The 21,258-nt window shown below is 50.9% G+C and carries 18 protein-coding genes; 9 read left to right on the forward strand and 9 right to left on the reverse strand.

Annotation, left to right across the window (positions count from 1 at the left end; genetic code table 11):
* The first annotated feature begins 54 nt into the window (after positions 1–54).
* A complete protein-coding gene (flhA, locus tag FOB24_RS19940; protein ID WP_038633112.1) occupies positions 55–2,133 on the forward strand; it encodes a formate hydrogenlyase transcriptional activator FlhA in 2,079 nt (692 codons plus the stop codon).
* 102 nt (positions 2,134–2,235) lie between these two features.
* Here flhA and FOB24_RS19945 read toward each other — a convergent pair whose 3' ends face one another.
* The 3 genes from FOB24_RS19945 to dcuC form a co-directional block, all read right to left on the reverse strand.
* Complete coding sequence (locus FOB24_RS19945; RefSeq protein ID WP_044699707.1) at positions 2,236–2,580, reverse strand: nitrous oxide-stimulated promoter family protein; 345 nt, start codon at positions 2,578–2,580, stop codon at positions 2,236–2,238.
* 83 nt (positions 2,581–2,663) lie between these two features.
* Positions 2,664–4,358 (reverse strand): NAD-dependent malic enzyme, encoded by a 1,695-nt coding sequence (locus tag FOB24_RS19950; protein ID WP_087856230.1) that lies wholly within the window; start codon positions 4,356–4,358, stop codon positions 2,664–2,666.
* A gap of 51 nt (positions 4,359–4,409) precedes the next feature.
* Positions 4,410–5,777, reverse strand: coding sequence for a C4-dicarboxylate transporter DcuC (dcuC, locus tag FOB24_RS19955; protein WP_150345370.1), 1,368 nt, complete (start codon positions 5,775–5,777; stop codon positions 4,410–4,412).
* A gap of 353 nt (positions 5,778–6,130) precedes the next feature.
* Between dcuC and FOB24_RS19960 the strand changes: the two genes are divergently transcribed.
* Positions 6,131–7,024 (forward strand): MurR/RpiR family transcriptional regulator, encoded by an 894-nt coding sequence (locus FOB24_RS19960; RefSeq protein ID WP_085048862.1) that lies wholly within the window; start codon positions 6,131–6,133, stop codon positions 7,022–7,024.
* A gap of 39 nt (positions 7,025–7,063) precedes the next feature.
* Here the strand turns inward: FOB24_RS19960 and FOB24_RS19965 are convergent, their stop codons facing one another.
* Positions 7,064–8,434: a class-II fumarase/aspartase family protein gene (locus FOB24_RS19965; RefSeq protein WP_085048861.1), complete on the reverse strand. Its 1,371-nt coding sequence runs from the start codon at positions 8,432–8,434 to the stop codon at positions 7,064–7,066.
* 407 nt (positions 8,435–8,841) lie between these two features.
* Here FOB24_RS19965 and FOB24_RS19970 point away from each other — a divergent pair, with 407 nt between their 5' ends.
* The 7 genes from FOB24_RS19970 (at position 8,842) to FOB24_RS20000 (ending at position 16,091) form a co-directional block, all read left to right on the forward strand.
* Positions 8,842–9,882 (forward strand): porin, encoded by a 1,041-nt coding sequence (locus tag FOB24_RS19970; RefSeq protein WP_085048860.1) that lies wholly within the window; start codon positions 8,842–8,844, stop codon positions 9,880–9,882.
* Positions 9,883–9,892: 10 nt separating this feature from the next.
* A complete protein-coding gene (locus tag FOB24_RS19975) occupies positions 9,893–10,666 on the forward strand; it encodes a DUF4886 domain-containing protein (protein ID WP_085048859.1) in 774 nt (257 codons plus the stop codon).
* A 181-nt stretch (positions 10,667–10,847) separates the two neighbouring features.
* On the forward strand, positions 10,848–11,765 hold the full coding sequence (locus FOB24_RS19980; protein WP_121529474.1) for a metal ABC transporter substrate-binding protein: 918 nt from the start codon (positions 10,848–10,850) through the stop codon (positions 11,763–11,765).
* Positions 11,762–12,577: an iron/manganese ABC transporter ATP-binding protein SitB gene (sitB, locus tag FOB24_RS19985; protein WP_069324560.1), complete on the forward strand. Its 816-nt coding sequence runs from the start codon at positions 11,762–11,764 to the stop codon at positions 12,575–12,577. Before FOB24_RS19980 ends, sitB begins: the two co-directional genes overlap by 4 nt.
* A gap of 2 nt (positions 12,578–12,579) precedes the next feature.
* Complete coding sequence (sitC, locus tag FOB24_RS19990) at positions 12,580–13,437, forward strand: iron/manganese ABC transporter permease subunit SitC (RefSeq protein ID WP_150345371.1); 858 nt, start codon at positions 12,580–12,582, stop codon at positions 13,435–13,437.
* Complete coding sequence (gene sitD, locus FOB24_RS19995; protein WP_087856236.1) at positions 13,434–14,285, forward strand: iron/manganese ABC transporter permease subunit SitD; 852 nt, start codon at positions 13,434–13,436, stop codon at positions 14,283–14,285. The genes sitC and sitD overlap by 4 nt, the downstream gene beginning before the upstream one ends.
* Before the next feature lie 183 nt (positions 14,286–14,468).
* Positions 14,469–16,091 (forward strand): serine hydrolase, encoded by a 1,623-nt coding sequence (locus FOB24_RS20000; protein ID WP_150345372.1) that lies wholly within the window; start codon positions 14,469–14,471, stop codon positions 16,089–16,091.
* A gap of 72 nt (positions 16,092–16,163) precedes the next feature.
* On the opposite strand, the gene FOB24_RS20005 is transcribed toward FOB24_RS20000, so the two are convergent.
* Genes FOB24_RS20005 through FOB24_RS20025 form a run of 5 tightly spaced genes read right to left on the reverse strand, consistent with a single transcriptional unit; the run spans position 16,164 to position 21,250 of the window.
* On the reverse strand, positions 16,164–16,523 hold the full coding sequence (locus FOB24_RS20005) for a hypothetical protein (RefSeq protein ID WP_085048854.1): 360 nt from the start codon (positions 16,521–16,523) through the stop codon (positions 16,164–16,166).
* Positions 16,507–17,031, reverse strand: coding sequence for a chemotaxis protein CheW (locus FOB24_RS20010; protein ID WP_085048853.1), 525 nt, complete (start codon positions 17,029–17,031; stop codon positions 16,507–16,509). Before FOB24_RS20010 ends, FOB24_RS20005 begins: the two co-directional genes overlap by 17 nt.
* 11 nt (positions 17,032–17,042) lie before the next feature.
* Complete coding sequence (locus FOB24_RS20015) at positions 17,043–18,719, reverse strand: diguanylate cyclase (RefSeq protein ID WP_137347512.1); 1,677 nt, start codon at positions 18,717–18,719, stop codon at positions 17,043–17,045.
* Positions 18,720–18,732: 13 nt separating this feature from the next.
* A complete protein-coding gene (locus FOB24_RS20020; RefSeq protein WP_137347511.1) occupies positions 18,733–19,095 on the reverse strand; it encodes a response regulator in 363 nt (120 codons plus the stop codon).
* A gap of 22 nt (positions 19,096–19,117) precedes the next feature.
* Positions 19,118–21,250, reverse strand: coding sequence for a hybrid sensor histidine kinase/response regulator (locus tag FOB24_RS20025; protein ID WP_137347510.1), 2,133 nt, complete (start codon positions 21,248–21,250; stop codon positions 19,118–19,120).
* Positions 21,251–21,258: the final 8 nt, after the last annotated feature.

Consider the following 21,258-nt stretch of genomic DNA (forward strand, 5'->3'; position numbering starts at 1 on the left):
TAATTCATTTACCGTTTTCGCACCGTTTTGCGGTGCTTTCCCTGGAAAAGCAATATGTCGTATACACCGATGAGTGACCTCGGACAGCAAGGCCTGTTCGATATTACTCGTACATTATTACAGCAGCCCGATCTTCAGTCTCTCAGCGAGGCGCTTTCACAGCTGGCCAGGCATTCCGGACTGGCCGACTGCGCGGCTATTGTCTTATGGCAGGCACAAACGCAACGTGCGCGTTATTTTGCGACGCGCGAAAATAGTAAACCTATCGATTATGAAGACGAAACGGTGCTGGCGCATGGGCCGATACGCCGTATCCTGTCGCGCCCCGACGCGCTGCACTGCAACTATCATGAGTTCACGGAAACCTGGCCGCAGCTGGCATCCGGCGGATTGTATTCTGAATTTGGTCACTACTGTCTGCTGCCGCTGGCGGCGGATGGGCGCATCTTTGGCGGTTGCGAATTCATCCGCAACGAAGACCGACCATGGAGCGAAAAAGAGTACAATCGGCTCCAGACCTTCACCCAGATTGTCGGTGTCGTGGCTGAACAAATTCAGAGCAGAGTCAGCAATAACGTCGATTACGATCTGCTGTGCCGTGAGCGTGACAACTTTCGCATCCTGGTCGCCATCACCAATGCGGTGCTTTCCCGACTGGACATAGATGAACTGGTCAGCGAAGTCGCCAAAGAGATCCACCATTATTTCGACATCGATGCTATCAGTATCGTGTTACGCAGCAGTCGCAAAAATAAGCTGAGCATCTACTCCACCCACTATCTGGATGAGCATCATCCGGCGCACGAACAGAGCGAAGTGGACGAAGCAGGCACACTCTCTGAGCGGGTCTTCAAAAGCAAAGAGATGCTGCTGATTAACCTGAGCGAACGCGACGCCCTTGCTCCTTATGAACGGATGCTGTTCGAGACCTGGGGCAACCAATTACAGACGCTGTGCCTGCTGCCGTTGATGTCCGGCAATAACATGCTTGGCGTACTGAAGCTGGCGCAGTGCGAAGAGAAAGTCTTCACCACCGCCAATCTCAAACTGCTACGCCAGATTGCCGAGCGTGTGGCGATTGCCGTGGATAACGCCCTCGCCTACCAGGAAATTCACCGTCTGAAAGAACGTCTGGTCGATGAAAACCTGGCGCTGACCGAGCAGCTCAACAACGTTGACAGCGAGTTCGGCGAAATCATTGGCCGCAGCGAAGCGATGTACAGTGTGCTCAAACAGGTCGAGATGGTGGCGCAAAGTGACAGCACCGTATTGATTCTCGGCGAGACCGGGACAGGCAAAGAGCTGATCGCCAGAGCAATTCATAACCTGAGCGGTCGTAACGCCCGCCGGATGGTAAAAATGAACTGTGCGGCAATGCCTGCCGGATTGCTGGAAAGCGATCTGTTTGGTCATGAGCGCGGTGCGTTTACCGGAGCCAGCACGCAACGTATTGGGCGTTTCGAACTGGCGGACAAAAGCTCACTGTTCCTTGATGAAGTGGGCGACATGCCGCTTGAGCTTCAGCCGAAGCTATTGCGCGTTTTGCAGGAACAGGAGTTTGAGCGTCTGGGCAGCAATAAGCTGATCCAGACCGATGTCCGTTTGATCGCCGCCACCAACCGCGATCTGAAAAAGATGGTCGCCGATCGCGAGTTTCGCAACGATCTCTACTATCGGCTGAACGTCTTCCCGATCCATCTGCCGCCGCTGCGCGAACGCCCGGAAGATATTCCGCTATTGGTAAAAGCTTTCACCTTTAAAATTGCCCGCCGAATGGGGCGCAATATCGACAGTATTCCCGCTGAAGCGCTGCGTACGCTGAGCAGTATGGAATGGCCGGGTAACGTGCGTGAACTGGAAAATGTGGTAGAACGCGCGGTGCTACTCACAAGGGGCAATGTACTGCAACTGTCTCTGCCGGATGTTGTCGCTTTGACGCCTTCCACGCCGCCAGTGGCGACCGAAGTCGCACAAGATGGCGAAGATGAATACCAGCTGATCATGCGCGTGCTGAAAGAGACTAACGGCGTGGTTGCCGGCCCCAAAGGCGCGGCGCAACGACTGGGACTGAAGCGCACGACGTTACTGTCACGCATGAAGCGCCTGGGTATTGATAAGGATGCGCTGGTTTAACGGTTCGCCCGATGGCGCTTTGCTTATCGGGTCTACCCACTGGTGCGTTTATATTTGTAGGCCGGATAAGGCGCAACCGCCATCCGGCATAGAATTGCTACATTACTTCTTCCGCTGGTACTTCTCGGGTAATTCCGGGACGGGACGTTTGTCATCAATCAGATGACGTACGGTCAGTATCGGATGACGCCAGAGCATTCTTGGCCCAGCCCAGCGCATAATCTGCTTCATCTCTTCACGTTTGGCGGGTTGATAACAGTGTACCGGGCACTGTTTGCAGGCCGGTTTTTCCTCACCAAATACGCACTTATCCAGACGCTTTTGCGCATAGGCAAACAACGCATCGTAATGCCCCGGCTCGTCTGAGGCCTGCGGACACTGGCGCTCGTACAGCGAGATCATTCTCTGGATCGTCATTTTTTCACGTGCAATACGTTTGCCGGACATGGTGCCTCCCAATTAAGTTGCATAAATAATACACCTTAAAAGTGAAGGCAACCATCATATGAGTTCGCTTACCCGGAAAATGACTAAATTGCCCGTCGTTTATAAGGGCGGTAGTGCGGTAGCCAAAAGTTATCTTTAATGCTCCGCAACAAGGCATCGTCGCTCATTTTTTCCGCCACACCTGATTGCCACGCCGCCTTGCCGACCTCAAACGCAATGTTGCGAGTCACCTCGCATATTGTGCCAATCTCTGGTAACAGCGCGCCTTCACCGTCACGCACCAGCGGAGAAGCTTCCGCCAGCGCACGGCTTGCCGCCATCAACATTGCCTCTGTTACCCGCGTCGCGCCGCTGGCGATAGCCCCCAGACCGATCGCCGGGAAAACATACACGTTATTACACTGTGAAACAGGAATGACACGTCCATACATCTCTACCGGCTCGCATGGGCTACCGGTTGCGATAATGGCCTGTCCCTCGGTCCAGTGAAGAATATCTTCTGGCCGTGCTTCCATTTTCGAGGTGGGGTTCGACAACGGCATCACAACAGGACGATCGCAGTATTGGTACATCGTGCTAATCACTTCCTGCGAGAACAATCCTGCCTGGCCCGAAACGCCCAGCATTACCGCAGGTTTGGCATTGCGGATCACCTCCAGTAACGACGGAGTCTGCATCTCGTATTGCCAGCCAAATAACGCATCGGGCGACTGCGCCAGCGGTTGCTGGAAAACAGCTAATGCCTCATTGGTCGTCATCACCAGACCGTCGCGATCCACCATAAAAATGGTCCGTCGGGCTTCAGCCTGGCTCATTCCCTCAGACATACGACAAGCAATAATATGCCGGGCGATCCCACATCCCGCAGCCCCCGCCCCTACAATCACGATCGATTGCTGACGGAAGTCCCGGCCGCTGCCACGGCAGGCAGCGAGTATGGTGGCCAGAGCCACCGACGCCGTGCCCTGGATATCATCATTAAAGCAGCACAATTCATCGCGATAACGTTCCAGCAAAGGCACGGCTGTATGTTGGGCGAAATCTTCAAACTGCAGCAGTACGTTGGGCCAGCGCCGTTTTACGGCAGCAATAAACATTCCAATAAACGCGAAATAATCTTCACCGGTTACGCGCGGATGACGCCAGCCGATATAGCGCGGATCGTCCAGTAGTCGCGTATTGTTCGTGCCGACATCCAGTAATATCGGCAGCGTATTCGCCGGATTAACTCCGCCGCAGACGGTATAGAGAGACAACTTCCCGATAGGAATGCCCATACCACCAACCCCCTGGTCGCCCAATCCCAGAATACGCTCGCCGTCGGTGACGACGATCACCTTGATATCGTGCCGTGGAATATCATGCAATATATCGTCAATACGTTCGCGATCGGGCCAGGAAATAAAGACGCCGCGCGCTCGTCGGTATATCCAGGAAAATTTTTCGCAGGCAGCACCTACCACCGGGGTATAAACGATTGGCAGCATCTCAGGCAGATATTTTTTCAGCAGGTAATAAAATAACGTTTCGTTGGTATCCTGAATATTTCTCAGATAAATATGTCGGGCATTATGTGATTCTGCTTCGAGGTACTGTTGATAAGCTCGCTCGGCTTGTTCATCAATATTCTCAATAGCGCATGGCAGTAATCCACCAAGGTTAAAGTCATGCCTTTCTTGCTGAGTGAAACTGCTTCCTTTGTTTAATAACGGAGACTCAAGCAGTAACTTTCCCGTAAACGGAACGTATAAAACATCGTTTGTCACGTTGACATCCATAAATTACAACCAGATAAAAAATAAGAGCCTGCATTAACAGGCTCCCGGGATTCAAATCAGGACATAGTTGGCAATCAGCATCGCCGCGATACCGGCCAGCGCGGGAAGCAGCGTTCTTCTAACGATCATAAACGGTGAACATTCCCCCGCTTTACTTACCGCAATAATGATGCCAGCCACTGGAGACATCGAGCGCCCCATACCCGCCATCAGCTGCATAGGGAGGATCATATTGACGGCGCTTTCACCAAATTTTGCCGCAATCGAGGGCGCCAGGCCGGAGAAGGAGAAAAAGGCCGCAACGCCAGAGCCTGTCAGCACAGCGGTTACGCCCACCAGCGCAGTCATCACCAGCGTCATGCTGGTAAAGCCCAGACCGGCGTTTTGTACGGACTGCAGTAAGTAATCCACCGCGCCAATTTTCTGCAGCCCCTGAGCATAGATGTCCGCACATACCAGTAAAGAAACGATGCTGGTAAACATGCTGCCCATCCCTTTGAAAAAGACCTGTATTCCTTTGCAGCAACTTTTAAAATCCCGCGTGGTCGCCAGTTCGAAGAAAAAAGCGACCACTGCGCCAAGAATCATCGCCGTGACCACGTCAATTTTGATGGATTTGATCACTAGCGGACTAAAGACCAGCACCAGTACCACGGGTAATACCGGCAACAACGCGTAAACAGCAGGGACTTTACGCCCCTCTTCTTCGGCCTCAACCACGCTTTGTGCGCCAGGTACGAAGCCATCTTTCTTGTCGAAATATTTTGCGGTGAAATAAATCACCACCGCCACAGCCAGCATGACTACCACAGCCACCGGCATCTGATAATGGGCAAAGTAGATAGCACTTTCCATACCGGCATGCTTCGCCGCCAGATTCGCCGTACCAACCGCAGGCCCTAAATCCATAAACGCGCACAGGCCAATCATCGCGGCCGCAGAAGCTTTACTGACACCCAGGCGAACCAGAACCGGGAAGAATGTCACCAGTAGCAACATCGCCAGACCCGCCGCACTTGAAATTGCCACATGCAGAAGCTGCGCACAGATATACCCTAACGCAAGGATTAAATAAGGCGCTTTAATCACCTGCAGCGGTCGAATGCACATATTAACCATCGCATTCGACGCTTTGATGTGATCCATATAGCTGGCGAATCCTCCCGCAGCCATAATGATAAGACCAATGCCCGCAATTTGTGTGGTAAGCGATTCTTTTGCAAAACTAAAGATATCCAGCCAGGTTGACCCCGTGGATTTCGCTTTATCATAGAGAATGCTGTTTTCTGGATAAAACAGTACGGTAATGGTCAATAATGCCAGTCCAGCGAGTAATAAAACAGTTTGCGGCTGATAATTTTTCACAATTAACCATGCAGCAATAACTGTTATCACTATTGCTATAATAAACGCCGTCATAATAACAATTCCTATGCCATACAAATCGGGTAGGGTTACCTGTCATATCATCATAGCTTATGTAGGATAGTAAAAAATAACACCTATATATAAGCAGCTATAATATGTACGTTAATTTATCGTATTACATACTCAAATATTGAGTCTTAATTGTAATGGTTTGTGTGAGCGTAAAATACGGGAAAGGTGTTTTCCCACCCCTTTTTGTGAGTAAGATCGCAACTCATCTGAATGTGTCCGCGCTCTGCAGAAATAGATGGATACGGGTTTCCAACATATTCACTCTATGATTGACGTCGAAAGCGTATTACCCTATAACAACGTTGATATACAACAGCCATCGGGTATTATCCATGTACAAAAAAAACACATTAAGTCTGGATGAATATAATTCTCTTACTCTTAATATGGGTGATTTAACTGAATCTGAATGCCGACTCAATGAGTACATAAATAAACACTTCAATGAACTCCCCTATCATGGCATTGTCGACCTCTCACAAAATGCGATGGTAAGCAAAGCGACCATTGGCCGATTTTTGAATAAAATTGGGTTTACGGGCTATGCTGCTTTCCGCAAAGCATTAGACATTACGCTGTCAAAAAATAAAATCTCTGCACCTTTTGAGAAAAACACCATACAGCGTAACAATCCTGACATTACCACTGAAAGTATCGTTACCGATTTCACCCACAAAGTAGCAGAATTATTTAATCAATTTAAGAATAATATCGATATTACAAGCCTGAATGCTTTTATCGATCTGGTACTGAACAATCAACGTCATATTTATGTTGTTGGTCCTTCGTCTTCTCATGCCATGGCGACACATTTTTGTACCTTGTTAAAGTACTTTCGCAGTGACATCACTCTGTTACCGACGGATATCAGCGAACTCCCTAAATGTCTCATCAATATTAAGGAGGACGACGTACTGATTGTGTTCTCCTACTATCGATTTAATCGGGTAGCCCTCAATATTGCAAAGTGGTTCAGAAAAAAGAATGCTGCCGTGGTGCTGGTGACCAACTCAGAGGCAAACCCATACGGTAAATTTTGCGATCTGCAGTTTGTTCTCCCCAGCGACGTACAATCCATTTTTCAAAGCCGTATTCTCGGCTTCTTCTTCATCGAACTGATTTTGCATCTGGCTTATGAGAAAGGAGATAACGAGGGGAATTTTGCCCAACTGGAAGAATTGTTCGTCTTCTTTGAAACATTTTCGGCCTCAGCACACAACACGTAATGCCGCCAGGAGGATTCTCTCTCCAGGCAGCATTACGATTCAGGCCATCTCTGTCGTTTTCACACGATCGAATTCAGCAACCGTTTCTGCAATTAGCGCATCGTTAGCCCCAATATATGACAGCGGTTCGCAGGCGGCGGCAATTTCCGCCACAGACAATGACGCGCGGATTACCGAACTGGACTGCACGATCTCCATGAAGCTTTGCTCGCCTGTTGCATGCTTCAGCAGGTTTTTCACTAAGTTATAGGCAGATTCCCTGCCAATTTTAGCGGCAAGCTTCATCGTCAGCGATTCCGACATAATAAAGTGCTTCGAGCAGTCAAAATTAGCGCGCATCTTCTCTTCATTAATAATGAGATGAGAAAGCAAATTTTTTGCACGTGTAAGACTGGTCGATAAGGCATTAGAGGCCTCCGGAAGGATCGTCCAGTTCAGGACCCTCATAGAGGCGGCTCGCACATCCTGTTGATCCAGCATGGACGGTGCGCCGGAAGCATACATCCAGCCCATTCTGGCCAGCGTTTGCATCATGTTACTGGCGCGCGGATTGACTTTGTGCGGCATCGTGCTGGATCCGCCGCCGCCTTCGCCCTCAAACACTTCAGCAATCGGCGTGCGCCCCATGGTTTCGACATCGTTAGCCAGTCGACACAGCGTGCCGTGAACAAGCGCAAAAAACTGCACAACTTCAACGACCGCATCCTGACTGGCGTTGTTAATACCACAGGGCACGTTCAGACCTAACGCCTGCATCAGTCGTTCACGCGTTTCCATTCCCTTCTCGCCCACGGAAGCCAGATTCCCCACCGCACCGCCAAAGAGTCCGGTCACCGCACGCGGATACAACTGCTGGAGTCTTGCCAGATGGCGGTTAACCTCTGCCAGATAACTGCAAACATGAAGCCCCCATGTTGTGGCGGAGGCATCCACCGAATTGGTGCGCGCAACCATAACCGTACGGGTGTGACGTATTGCCATCGCTTTCATCGCTTCACCCACATCACACAATTGCTCACGCAGCAACTGCAGCGTTTGCTGCAATCTCATCGCCATTCCTGAATCCAGTAGGTCCTGAGTGGTACATCCCCAGTGCAAAAACTGGCTTACCAAAGGTGTGCCAGAAGCAGAGATCTGATCAATTAGCGGTTTTATCGCCATCCCCACCGTTTGTGTATCCTTGGCCAGAGCAGGCCAGTCTATCTGTATTTCCTGGCAGGCTTGCGCAATTTCTGCTGCCGCCTGCTCAGGGATAATCCCTAACTCACTTTGAATGCGTGCGACAGTGGCCTCAAAACGCAGCCAGCAACGCATCAGATTGTCGTCAGACCATATTTCCCGCATCCGACCGTGGGTGAACAATGAAGAATAAAGATCAGAATCAAATACCGTTGTTTGCTTACCGAACATACAGCGCCTCTCCGGCCAATGAATGCGTCATAATCGAAAATGTGATTAATCAATTTTGCGGGATCTGTCCTGCAAATTACAGGGGAAAATAGTATTCCCACCCCAAAACCGACTATGAGAATGCACTATTCCCATTTTCAGTTTTTACATCCGATAGAAATGGGATGCACTTCACAGTAATTTTCGCATTACATTTTAAACAGTCGTAATATTTCAATAAAATCGCTCATTAAATATAAGAACCATTAATACAATAGCGCAATCGGAGATATTTATGCGTGAATAATCACATTTCATTACGAGAAAAAATGTTTCCCATATCGCTGCCATTCCTTTTCCACAAACAATTATCCCGCTGTGAACTTTCTTTTTATGGTCAGGAAATTAATGCTGTTTTGAGGGATGACATGAAGCTAAAAAATTATTCACTAATATTACTAATGGGTATGAGTTCCTCGGCGTTCGCCTTAAACGTCTATAATAAGGATGGAAATACTCTGGATATCTATGGTCGCGTTGAGGGCAAAATTGCCAGTGGCCAGAATTCATTTGCCGGTAGTGAAAGCCGAAGCGATCTGGGTGGCCGTGTAGGTATTTATCTCACCCGAGATCTGGATCTTCTGCCAGATACCAAAATCGTGGGTCGCCTGGAATGGCAGGTGCGTACCGAAAAAAATGATAACAATACCGGTGAAAGCGATATGGAGGCCCGCTATTCCTATGTCGGCCTGTCGAATAAAACATGGGGTGAACTGATCACCGGGAGAACCAAAAACCCGCTGTATCAGGTAATGAAAATGACCGATAAGTACAAAAACTTTACCCCCAATATCTACAGCTATGGCATTACAACCATTGATGATTCGTACCAGTTCAACCGCCAGGACGGCACCGTACAGTGGAACGCCAAATTTGCGGGCAATGAGATTCAGTTGGCATGGGTCTCTGGTAATGGCAACAGCGATAACGAAGCCCTGGACTACGGCGCGATGGCCAGCTATCGCAAGTCTTTCAAATTTGGCGATTTTAGAATTACACCTGCGATTGCTGCCAGTCGTTATAAACGACAGGATGGGGTAGAGACTACCGATGGACGTAATCAAAACGATCAAATTATGGGAGGGTTACAACTCAACTATAAAGCCTATGAAGTCGCGGTAACCGCGTTACGGACTTCTATTTCCCGCGATAACAAAAGTGATAATAATTATAAAGGAATGGATTCACTTATTTCCTACAACTTTGGCACCGTCAAGGTTCTCACTGGATATAGTTTTTTAAATGAAGATGGTAAAGATATCGCTGAAAAAGAAGACTGGCGTGCTGAAGCGCAATTAACATTGGCTGAAGATACGTGGTTATCATTTACTTATGATAAAGAATTCGCCAGTAAGAACAAAAAAACCAATGATGATGCGCTCATCGTTGGACTCCGTTATGATTTCTAAGAGATAACCGATGAAAAAAATAACCTTGTTTACCGCTGCAATGACCCTTGCACTGAGCAGCATTTGCTCTCACGCGGATACATTATTAGCGCCTTCCGCCCATGCCAAAATGGATGGTGAGAATAAAATTGTCGCGCTTTATGGTAACTCGTTCACTTTCTATAACAATAATATCAATACCCGATTGCGGGATTTGACGCAGTCTTTACTGCCGGACCATGCCAAAGGCTATAAATATCGGGGGATCACGATTTCCAGCGGTCATTTAGGCTGGCAAATTGAGAATATGCGCTACCAGAACACGCTACAGAAATGGGATGTGGTGGTATTGCAGGGGAACTCCACAGAAACGATCTCAAAGAAAGAAAGCACCCGGCAAAACTTCGTTGACTCCGCAACCCAAATGGCCGAAATGGCGCATAAAGCAGGTGCAAAAGTCGTCTATTTCATGACCTGGGCGAAGAAAGCTCAACCCGAAGATAGCCAAAAACTGGCGGATGCTTATATCTCCATTGCGCAAAAAACGGGGGGATATGTCGCTCCGGTAGGTCTGGCTTTCGAGAAAGCGCGCAAAACCCATCCGGAAATAAACCTGTATTATCATGATGGCGTACACCCTTCGATTTCTGGAACGTATCTCGCAGCCTGCGTATTTTTCGCTACCCTGTATAACCAGTCTCCGGTCGGCGGCGCGCTTCCTGTTGATACGGATATGACCCCAGCTGCCGCCAAAGCGTTACAACAGGTAGCATGGGAAACCGTCACTGAGTTCCAGAAGTCATAATCATCAGGTTATTCATCCGCTGCGCGGCGACAATCGTGTCGGCGCGCAACGCGTTATCCCCGTCAATTCCTTAGCACCCTACGCAAATAAGAATTATTTTCATTTGTTTATACCTTGTGCTATATAACATAGCAAAGGCTATATTCGTTGATAAATTAACCACTTTGTTGTGAGGGATACTATGCCGCAGTTGCCCCATCTGAAGTCATTTCTCCTTGCTGGCGCGTTAACGGCGCTGACGTTGTCGCCTGCCTGGGCGCAAGAAAAGTTCAAAGTGATAACCACTTTTACGGTGATTGCGGATATGGCAAGTAACGTGGCAGGTGACGCCGCGGACGTCAGTTCCATCACCAAACCTGGGGCAGAAATTCATGAATATCAACCCACGCCGGGCGATATCAAGCGGGCGCAAGGCGCACAGCTTATCCTTTCGAACGGACTCAATCTCGAGCTGTGGTTTGCCCGTTTCTACCAGCATTTATCCGGCGTGCCGGAGGTAATGGTCTCCAACGGTGTGCAGCCAATGGGTATCAGCGAAGGGCCGTACAACGGCAAACCGAATCCGCACGCCTGGATGTCGGCAGAGAACGCGCTTATCTACGTGGATAATATTCGCGATGCGCTGATGAAATACGATCCGCAGAATGCCGCGATCTACCAGAAAAATGCGCAGAGCTATAAAGCCAAAATCCAGCAGACCCTGGCGCCACTACATGCAGAACTGGCGAAGCTCCCTGCCGATAAACGCTGGCTGGTCACCAGTGAAGGCGCGTTTTCTTATCTGGCACGCGATAACGGCCTGAAAGAGTTGTATCTGTGGCCGATCAACGCCGATCAGCAGGGCACCCCCAAACAGGTACGCAAAGTGATCGATGCGATCAGAGCGCATCATATCCCAACGGTATTTAGCGAAAGCACTGTCTCCGACAAGCCTGCGCGTCAGGTCGCCCGTGAATCCGGTGCGCATTACGGCGGTGTGCTGTATGTCGATTCGCTCAGCGCTGCTGATGGCCCGGTACCGACCTATCTGGATTTACTGCGCGTCACAACACAAACCATTGTTAACGGCATCAACGAAGGTCTGGAGAGACAACCATGAGTCACTCTGCGATTACCGTAAATCAGGTTACGGTGACGTATCGCAACGGTCACACCGCATTGCGGGACGCCACTTTTCAGGTTCCGGGCGGTTCGATTGCCGCCCTGGTCGGCGTAAACGGTTCGGGAAAATCAACGCTTTTTAAAGCGCTGATGGGTTTTGTTCGCCTGGCGCAGGGGGAAATATCTATTCTGCAACAGCCGGTTAATCAGGCGCTGAAACAGAATCTGATTGCCTATGTTCCTCAGTCGGAAGAGGTGGACTGGTCGTTTCCGGTACTGGTGGAAGATGTGGTAATGATGGGTCGCTTTGGCCACATGGGCTGGCTGCGTCGGCCAAAACAGATCGACCGCGCCTGTGTTGATGCGGCGCTGGCACGGGTCGATATGCTGGACTATCGCCATCGCCAGATAGGTGAACTGTCCGGCGGGCAGAAAAAACGCGTTTTTCTGGCGAGGGCTATTGCCCAGGATGGACAGGTGATTTTGCTGGATGAACCCTTCACCGGCGTGGATGTGAAAACCGAGGCGCGCATCATCGACCTGCTACGCGAACTGCGCGATGAGGGGCGGACCATGCTGGTCTCTACCCATAATCTGGGGTCCGTTACCGAGTTTTGTGATTACACGGTAATGATTAAAGGTACGGTGTTGGCAAGTGGCCCGACCGAAACCACCTTTACGACTGAGAATCTCGAGCAGGCATTCAGCGGCGTTCTGCGCCATGTGGCGCTGAGCGGCGGTGAGCAACATGTGATTACCGATGATGAACGCCCGTTTATTTCGCGACGCGCGGCCAACGAGGGGGAATAATCATGAACTGGCTGACAGAACCGTTTGGTTACCAGTACATGCTCAACGCGATGTGGGTCTCGGCGATGGTCGGCGGCCTGTGTGCGTTTCTCTCCTGCTATCTGATGCTCAAAGGCTGGTCGCTGATTGGCGACGCGCTGTCGCACTCTATCGTTCCGGGCGTTGCTGGCGCTTATATGTTAGGGCTTCCCTTCGCGCTTGGCGCTTTTCTTTCCGGTGGACTGGCAGCGGGCAGCATGCTGTTTCTCAATCAGCGCTCGCGCCTGAAGGAAGATGCGATTATCGGACTGATTTTTTCCTCTTTTTTCGGTATCGGGCTGTTTATGGTGTCGCTCAATCCGATGTCGGTCAACATCCAGACCATTATTCTGGGAAACGTGCTGGCGATTGCACCGGAAGATATTGTGCAACTGGCCATCATCGGCGTCATCTCGCTGACTATGCTGTTGTTGAAGTGGAAAGATCTGATGGTGGTTTTTTTTGATGAAAACCACGCGCGCTCCATCGGTCTGAATCCTGGCTGGCTAAAGCTGTTATTTTTTACGCTGCTCTCCGTTTCCACGGTTGCCGCTCTGCAAACCGTCGGCGCATTTCTGGTGATTTGTCTGGTGGTCACACCCGGCGCCACCGCCTGGCTGCTGACGGATCGTTTTCCACGTCTACTCACTATCGCCGTAGCTATCGGCAGCCTGACCAGCTTTTTTGGCGCCTGGCTGAGCTACTGGCTGGACGGCGCAACCGGCGGAATTATTGTGGTTCTACAAACGCTGCTGTTCCTGCTGGCGTTTGTCTTTGCGCCAAAACACGGTCTGCTGGCGAATCGCCGTCGTGCCCGTCAGGTAAACAAGGAGTCCGTATGAGCTTAACGACGCTGCTGGAACCCTTTCAGTTTAGCTTTATGGTCAATGCGCTGGTCATCTCCACCATTGTCGCCATCCCCTGTGCGCTGTTGTCAGTGTTTTTGGTGCTTAAAGGCTGGGCGCTGATGGGCGATGCCATGAGCCACGCGGTTTTCCCCGGCATTGTGCTGGCGTGGATTGCAGGTATTCCACTGGCGATTGGCGCGTTTATCGCCGGACTGTTTTGCGCGGTGGCGACGGGCTATCTCGACGACAATAGCCGAATTAAGCGTGACACCCTGATGGGGATCGTCTTTTCCGGTATGTTTGGCGCGGGCCTGGTGCTGTACGTTTCGATCCAGTCGGAGGTCCATCTCGATCATATTCTGTTCGGCGATATGCTGGGCGTGTCGTTTAGCGATATTGTGCAAACCTCCGTTATCACGCTGGGGATTGCGCTTATCATCGGGCTAAAGTGGAAAGATCTACTACTGCACGCATTCGATCCGCATCAGGCAAAGGCCAGCGGTCTTAACACGACGCTGCTGCATTATGGTCTGTTGTGTATGATTGCCCTGACGATCGTCGCCACGCTGAAATCGGTAGGCATTATTTTGTCGATTTCCTTACTAATTGCCCCGGGCGCCATCGCGATATTAATGACACGGAAATTTTTCCATGCCTTGTGGCTGGCAGTGGTTATCTCAGTCGTTACCTCGTTTATGGGCGTGTATCTGTCATTTTTCATCGACAGCGCACCAGCCCCCACCATCGTCGTACTATTTTCTCTGCTGTTTGTGATTACTTTTATTTATTCCGGTCTGCGCGATCGCCGTTTCGAACGGCGACGCCAACAATACGACCGCTAACGGCGTGGGCAGTGATATGTCCACTATCGTTATTAGAATACGTAATGACAATATTCCCAGCGCCCTGAACAAATGTCCCGCTCTGAAAGCATGCCATATTGAATAACGCTATTTATTAATCAAATAGCCGCAATCGCATTAGATAAAAATACAGCTAAATTTCAGCCAGCGGGGAGCTTTGCTATGAATGTTAAGTTAAAGGTTATTTCGGCATGTGTGTTACTTTCCATGTCAGTCTCAGCCACCCAGGCGCTAGCCGCATCTGATACCAACGGGACAACTTATTTAGTTAATCGTGGTAACCCACAGTTAAAAGCCAACGGCAAATATATCGACCAAATGATTGCCGAGGTAATGGCAAAAAATAATCTGCCGGGTTTATCCATGGCTATCGTCCAGGCCCCCTATATTCCGCGTTCTGCAGGATACGGCCTGGCAACGGCAACCAATGATGAACTCGCGTCCACCAAGACTATGTGGGGGATTGGGCCAATCACTCAGGCTTTTACCGCCGTTGCGGTGATGCAACTGGTAGAACAAGGTAAATTAAGCCTTAATACCCCGGTGAGCAATTATTTACCGGACCTGCCACAAAGCTGGCATGACATTACGATTCTGGAGTTAATGCAACATTCATCTGGGATCCCGGACTTCAGATTATTCGGCTATAAGCAGACGCAAAAATATACGCCTGCGCAGCTGGTTGATCTCGTCAAAAATAAACCGCTCGAATTTAAAAGCGGTACGGATATCAACTCCAGCGCGACCGATTTTATTCTGTTAGGGATGGTTATTGAGAAGGTCAGTGGAATGAGTTACGCAGACTTTATCGACAAATACCAAATCGAGCCGTTAGGCCTGCAAAGCACCATGTTCGCGAAAGACATGCCAACGAAAGTGTTTCTCGATCGCCCCACGCCTGATAAGCAACACAATCAGCACGCAAAATTTAAATCTGAAATCCCCTGGATAAACCCCGTTGAGCCCGCGACAGGTTATGTCTCATCGGGTGACAAACTGGAGCCGGTAAGCGCAATCGCCACTAATAACCTGTACGCCTACGGCGGCCTGTGGTCATCTGCAGAAGATATCAGTAAGTGGGATATCGGTCTGGCAGGCAGTACGCTGGTTAAAGACAAAACGCTGCGTGACATCATCTATAGCCCGGCAAAACTGAAAAACGGTAAAGTTGTGCCTGCCATGGCTGGCTGGGAATTTACCCATCATCCTGGTTTCCTTGAAATCAAAGGCACCACGGGCGGATTTAGCGCCTATCTGAGCCGCTTTACCGCCGGTGATGAGCTGGTTTGCGTGACCCTATTGACCAACAAAGAAGGTGTGGACCTGACTCAGGTGGCGCGTGATATCGCTGAGGCCTATAAAACCGGTCTGGGCTCTGGATTAAATTCAGAGAAGATCAAAAATCAGGAGAGTAAATTTTCTGTCGATGAGACGATCTTCCGTCTAAAAGCCCTTCTGAAGAGTGAAGGAGTTCCGGTCTTCACTGAAATTGATCATGAGAAAAATGCTAAGGATGTAGGCATGAACCTCAGGCCCACCAAAGTCCTGGTATTTGGTAACCCGAAAGTCGGCACAAAACTCATGCAAGATAAACAGGGGATCGCGCTGGCTCTGCCACTACGTGTTTCGGTTTGGCAGGATAAGATTGGACGGGTTTGGGTGGGCTATGAAAATCTGGATGATGTGGCAAAAACCTACGATCTTCATGATCAGCAGACCGTTGATAAAATTGACAACTTTATGACTACACTGGTCAGCCGGGCTGTAGATGTTTATACCCAGTAACCGGAGAAGACTTCCCGGTCATCACCTGTAGCGGGAGCGTGACGGCTCCCGCTACGCATGGGCGTTCACTATTCAGCGCCAGCTTAACAACGGACTAAACGCTTCGCTGCCCACCAGCGCACGCAGCGCTGGTAGATGGCAATTACGCGCCAGAAGCGGCGGTACGGCAAAAATCGTATCGCCAGGTAAGATGACATTCTCCAGTTGCCCCCACAGGTACCAGCCGGTCTCAACCCCGCTATCCGGGACAAACAAATGCAAATGCCTGCCCTGTTGCGGCTCATCGGCAATGCCCAGCCACTGGCTAAAACGCGGGATATCCGGCGCAACCCCTGTCACCAGCGAACAGCGCCCAACCTGATTTGCCGGAATATAAAAATTGAGCGTCCCGAGGGTAATACGCACCGCAGCCAGATTAATGAGAGTCGGCATAACCACTGGTCTCCTGATAACGCGCAAAAACCAGATTCAGATCGAGCAGCGTGAACCAGGTTTCCGCCACGTTAACCACACCCACGGCGATAGTCTGCAGCGCCGGAGGCAGCGAGTCTCCCGGCAAGTGGATCTGGCTTTCGGCGACTTCCAGCACATCAATCAGCTTATCTATCAGGATCCCGCTTTGCATTTTTTCGGCGCAACCAATCAAAATGGTACGTTTACCTGCCGGGTTAACGTCAGGTTTGTCGATCAGGCTGTCCAGCCTCATCACCGACTCCACGCGACCACGGTAGTTGATGACGCCTTCCAGCATCGGCGCACAGCAGGGAACCCAGGATATAGGACGCTCCGCGAGGATCTCTTTTATCTGCGCCCCGTAGAACGCAAAATTCTTACCCGCCAGCTGAAATAGCACCAGCGTGCGCTGCGGTTCATCTACGTTTTCACACTCCGGCTTTTCACCGTGATTTAGGGCGAGAATTTGCTCCAGCTGTTGGCTCATGTTTTCTCCTTTTACTCAGCAATGCAGAAGGTGTTACGGCCATTTTGCTTCGCGGCATACAGCGCCTGATCGGCGCGTTCGCGCAGCGTTTCAACACGATCGCCAAACTGCCACTGCGCAATACCCGCGCTGAAGGTACTGTGAAAACTGGCGTCATTGACGGCGAAGGTGACCTGTTCATAGTCCCTGCGCAATCGTTCGACCACCCGAGCCGCCTTTTCGCTACTGGTATTGGGCATAATGATGACAAACTCTTCGCCCCCGTAACGCCCAACAATATCGGTGCTGCGTAAGCGATGGGAAAACAGCTGCGAAATCCCAACAATCACCTGGTCGCCAACCGCATGCCCGTAGGTGTCGTTAATGCTTTTGAAATGATCCAGATCCACCATCACCATGCAGAACGGATTACTACTGTAATTCGACTCGGCAATCGCGCTTTTCAGAAAATGGGTCGTCGTCGAGTGGTTATATAACCCACTCAGACTGTCCTGCGACATACGCGCGCGCAGAGTGCGCATTCTTTCGGCACGGATAGACACGGCACGGATGAGCTCCTCAGGATCGGCTTGTTTGAGAATAAAATCCTCCGCGCCGATGCTCATTGCCCCAAGCTGCGCATGCTTGTTGGTCTCGCTGGAGAGATAGGCGATCGGCAGACCAATATGCTGTGGTATTTGACGAATAAGTTTCGTTAACTCCTCACCGCTAAATTCCGGCATATGGTAGTCCATCAGTACCAGATCAATCGGTTGCGCGTTCAGCACATGTAGTAAATAGTGAGGTTTCTCCAGCACATGTACCTCCATGCCCGCCATGCGCAGCCTTTCAGCGTTGTATTCCGCCACCGCGGGCTCGTCATCGATCAACAGCACCTGATACGGTTTTTTCAGCGAAGGCTGCGTCAGGCGGTGTAGTTCCTGTACCAAATCAGTGATAGAAGCCGGTTTCACGTAGTAGCCATCACAGCCGGATTTAATGGCGTTGATGCGGGCGTTAAAATCGCTGTGGCAGGAGAGAAATAGTACCGGGAAAGGTTTGCCTACTTTCTGCTTCAGATCCGCCATCGCCAACGGTCCACCGTAGGCGTTGTCCGGAAAGCTGACATCCATAATCACCACGGCTGGCGGTTGTGCCAGTACGGCTTGCGTAAAATCCTCAGTATTGGCAAATACATGACAGGTAAAGCCGAAACAACGCAACTGGGTAGCAAGCAACTCAACCTGGTCGACGTCATCATCACACAGGTAGATAGGCTTACTGGCCCGCCGGACATATCCCTCTTCCGGACGCTGCGAGGAGACAGGAAAGGTGAACTCCGTGTCGCTAATACGATGCTCAAGATTGAGCTGCTCTTGGGTGAGGGTATACAGCCAGCGAATAATTCTCCGCAGCTCATCATAATGAAGTATGCTTTGCTCTGTTTCCGGTTCTGTTAGTAAACGCTCACCTTCTGCTGAGGCATTCGCCAGCGGGCTAAAACCAAAAGACCCCGCTGAACCGTGAATACTGTGCAGCAGAATGTGCAGTTGTTTACGACAGGTTTCGCTGGGTTCAGCGACTAATTGAACGAGCAGCCTTTCTGCCTGTGCCAGCATATCGGGGATGCGACGTAAAAATCCCTGACGCAGACGCGCTATTTTTTCCTGCGCTGCCGCCATCGCTATGTGCTTATTTTCTGGTTTCATCAAACGCCCAGGCTTATTCAGTAACGGCGGACGGTAGCAGGAGCGCATTTACTGCCGCCCCCAGATTTTCCGCCAGGTTTTCATCTTTTTTTACCCACCGGTCGTACCGGAGATCGCTGGCCGTCACTTCGTTTGCACTGAGTAATATAAAGGGCTTAGACCAGGCCTGAGCGCGTAACAGCGCCAACAAATCCAGACCACTGATCTCAGGCATATGCAGATCGCTAATCACCAGGTCGATGTTTTTATCCGAGTCCAGGCACGCCAGGGCAGAAATAGCGCTTTCCACAATCACCACGTCGTAGCCATCCATCTGCAAAAAAATAGAGGCCAGTTCAGCCGCAAAAAGATCATCATCAACTAATAAAATTCGCATCTTCTCTCTCGATTTTGCGCCATCAGCACAAAAGCATTTTTAATGTTTTTATTAAACTGTCCTGCTCGAAATCGCCTTTAGCGATGTAGGCGTCCGCCCCTACCTGAATGCCCCGTCGTCGGTCTTCTTCCTTCGCGCGGGACGTCACGATGATGATTGGCGTGTGCTGGTAATTTTTCTCTGCGCGCAACGATTTGGTGAAGGTAAAACCATCCATAAACGGCATTTCGACATCCGTCAGTACGGCATCGAATTGGGTCAGTTTCGCTTTTTGCAGCCCTGACAGCCCATCTTCAGCCAACGTGACCTGATAGCCATGCGCCTCCAGCACATTTTTTTCTATCTCGCGGGTATTGAGGGAATCATCAACCACCAGCACGTGCCAGGCATCTTGCGCCACGCTCGTCGCGGGCGCCGGGGCGCTGGTTTGCCGTGACTGTTGCGCCATCGCCATCAGCGCAGGCACTTGCAGGATGCTGACCAGTTGGTTATCCGGCGTCTGTACCATCCCGGAGACCAGCGACTGCTGCTGCATATGCTTTGGTAAGGGTTTGATCATCATCTTGCGTTCATCGAGCAGCTTATCTACCCGCAGCGCCATTTTGCTGTACTGGTTCTGCACGACGATTAAACGTTGTCCCGCCGATGAGAGATTGCCCTGGCGATCGTGAATGCCCAGCAGAGCGCCTGTGCATACCACGGGAATAAACTCGTTATGCAAAATAATGGCCGGTCGCCCGGCGATATCGCTAATCCCCTCCGGGGTACATTCCACCACTTCGACCACATACTGTGCCGCCAGTCCGAACAGGTGTCCCTGCTCTTCAAATTGCATAATTCGCATCATCGTGAGCGAGACAGGCAGGCGCAGGCTAAAGCTGGTTCCGACGCCCGGGCGACTGTATACCTGCAAATCACCTTGCAGGTCGGTCACCACCGTTTTGCGCACCACATCGAGACCCACACCGCGCCCTGAAAGCTCAGAGACTATCTTGCTGGTGGAAAAGCCGGGATGAAAAATCAGCTCATTACACTCCTGCTCGGAGAGTTGTCCGGCCATTGATGCGGGAACCAGGCCTTTACTGACCGCCTTCGCGCTGATGGCCTCATAATTCAGACCGCGACCGTCATCTTCGATGCGCAGTAATATTCCGCTGCCGTCCTGCTGAGTGGTGATGGTAATGGTGCCGCGGGTCGATTTACCCAGCGCCAGGCGTTCGTCGATCTCGCCAATACCGTGATCGACCGCGTTACGCAGCAAATGCGTCAGGGATTCCGATAGCCGGTCAATGAGCTGGCGGTCAATTTCCACTTCACCGCCGACGAAGCGGCACACCACCTGTTTGTTCAGCGTGGACGCCAGTTCACTGACCTGGAGGGAGATCGGCTCAAACAGCGTCGATAGCGGAAGCATGCGGATCCGCGCCGCCACATCGTACAGTTCAAACATCTGCAAATGCTGGATCTGAACGCTTTCTTTTAGTTGAGCGCTAAAATCATGGATCTGCTGGCGAAGCTGCTCGGCGCTCAGGCCCGGCAATCGGGGGACCAACTGACTCAGGTTTTGGATCTGCTGTTCAAGGCGATCATGTCCGGCGAGCACTTCCCCGAGGATGTCGATCAGGCCATCCAGCTTGTTCAGCTTTACTCGTACGAAATCGGCCTGCTTGATACCGGAGTCCAGGGAGGGGGCTGCGGCAGAAGCCGAAACACCAGGTTTGTCCGTAGCCGCTGGCGACTCCAGCGCCACAGTAACGGTTTCTCCCCGGCTGGCGGAGGCCAGGCGTTCGCACAGCCCGGCATCCGCCGGTGGCAACTGATTATCGCCCTCGCTGACAAAAAGCTGGGTCAACTGGCCCGAAAGATACTCCACGGACTCATGAATCAGATTACCCAGCGCTCTGTCCGGCGTCAGTTTGTTATCACGCAGCTCACTTAATACATCTTCAAGATGATGAGTGACATCAGCGATACTTTGCAATTTCAGCATCCGCGCGCCCCCTTTCAGGGTATGCGCGGCGCGAAACATCTCACCTATCCAGGCTTCAGTATGTTCATCAGCGGAAAGGAGGAACGCCCCTTCGCTGATCGTCTGCAAATGACCTCTCCCTTCATCAATAAAGCGCAGAACGAATTTTTTCAGATCGATAGCCATAATCGCTC

The organism is Citrobacter werkmanii (assembly GCF_008693645.1).
Lineage (GTDB): Bacteria > Pseudomonadota > Gammaproteobacteria > Enterobacterales > Enterobacteriaceae > Citrobacter > Citrobacter werkmanii.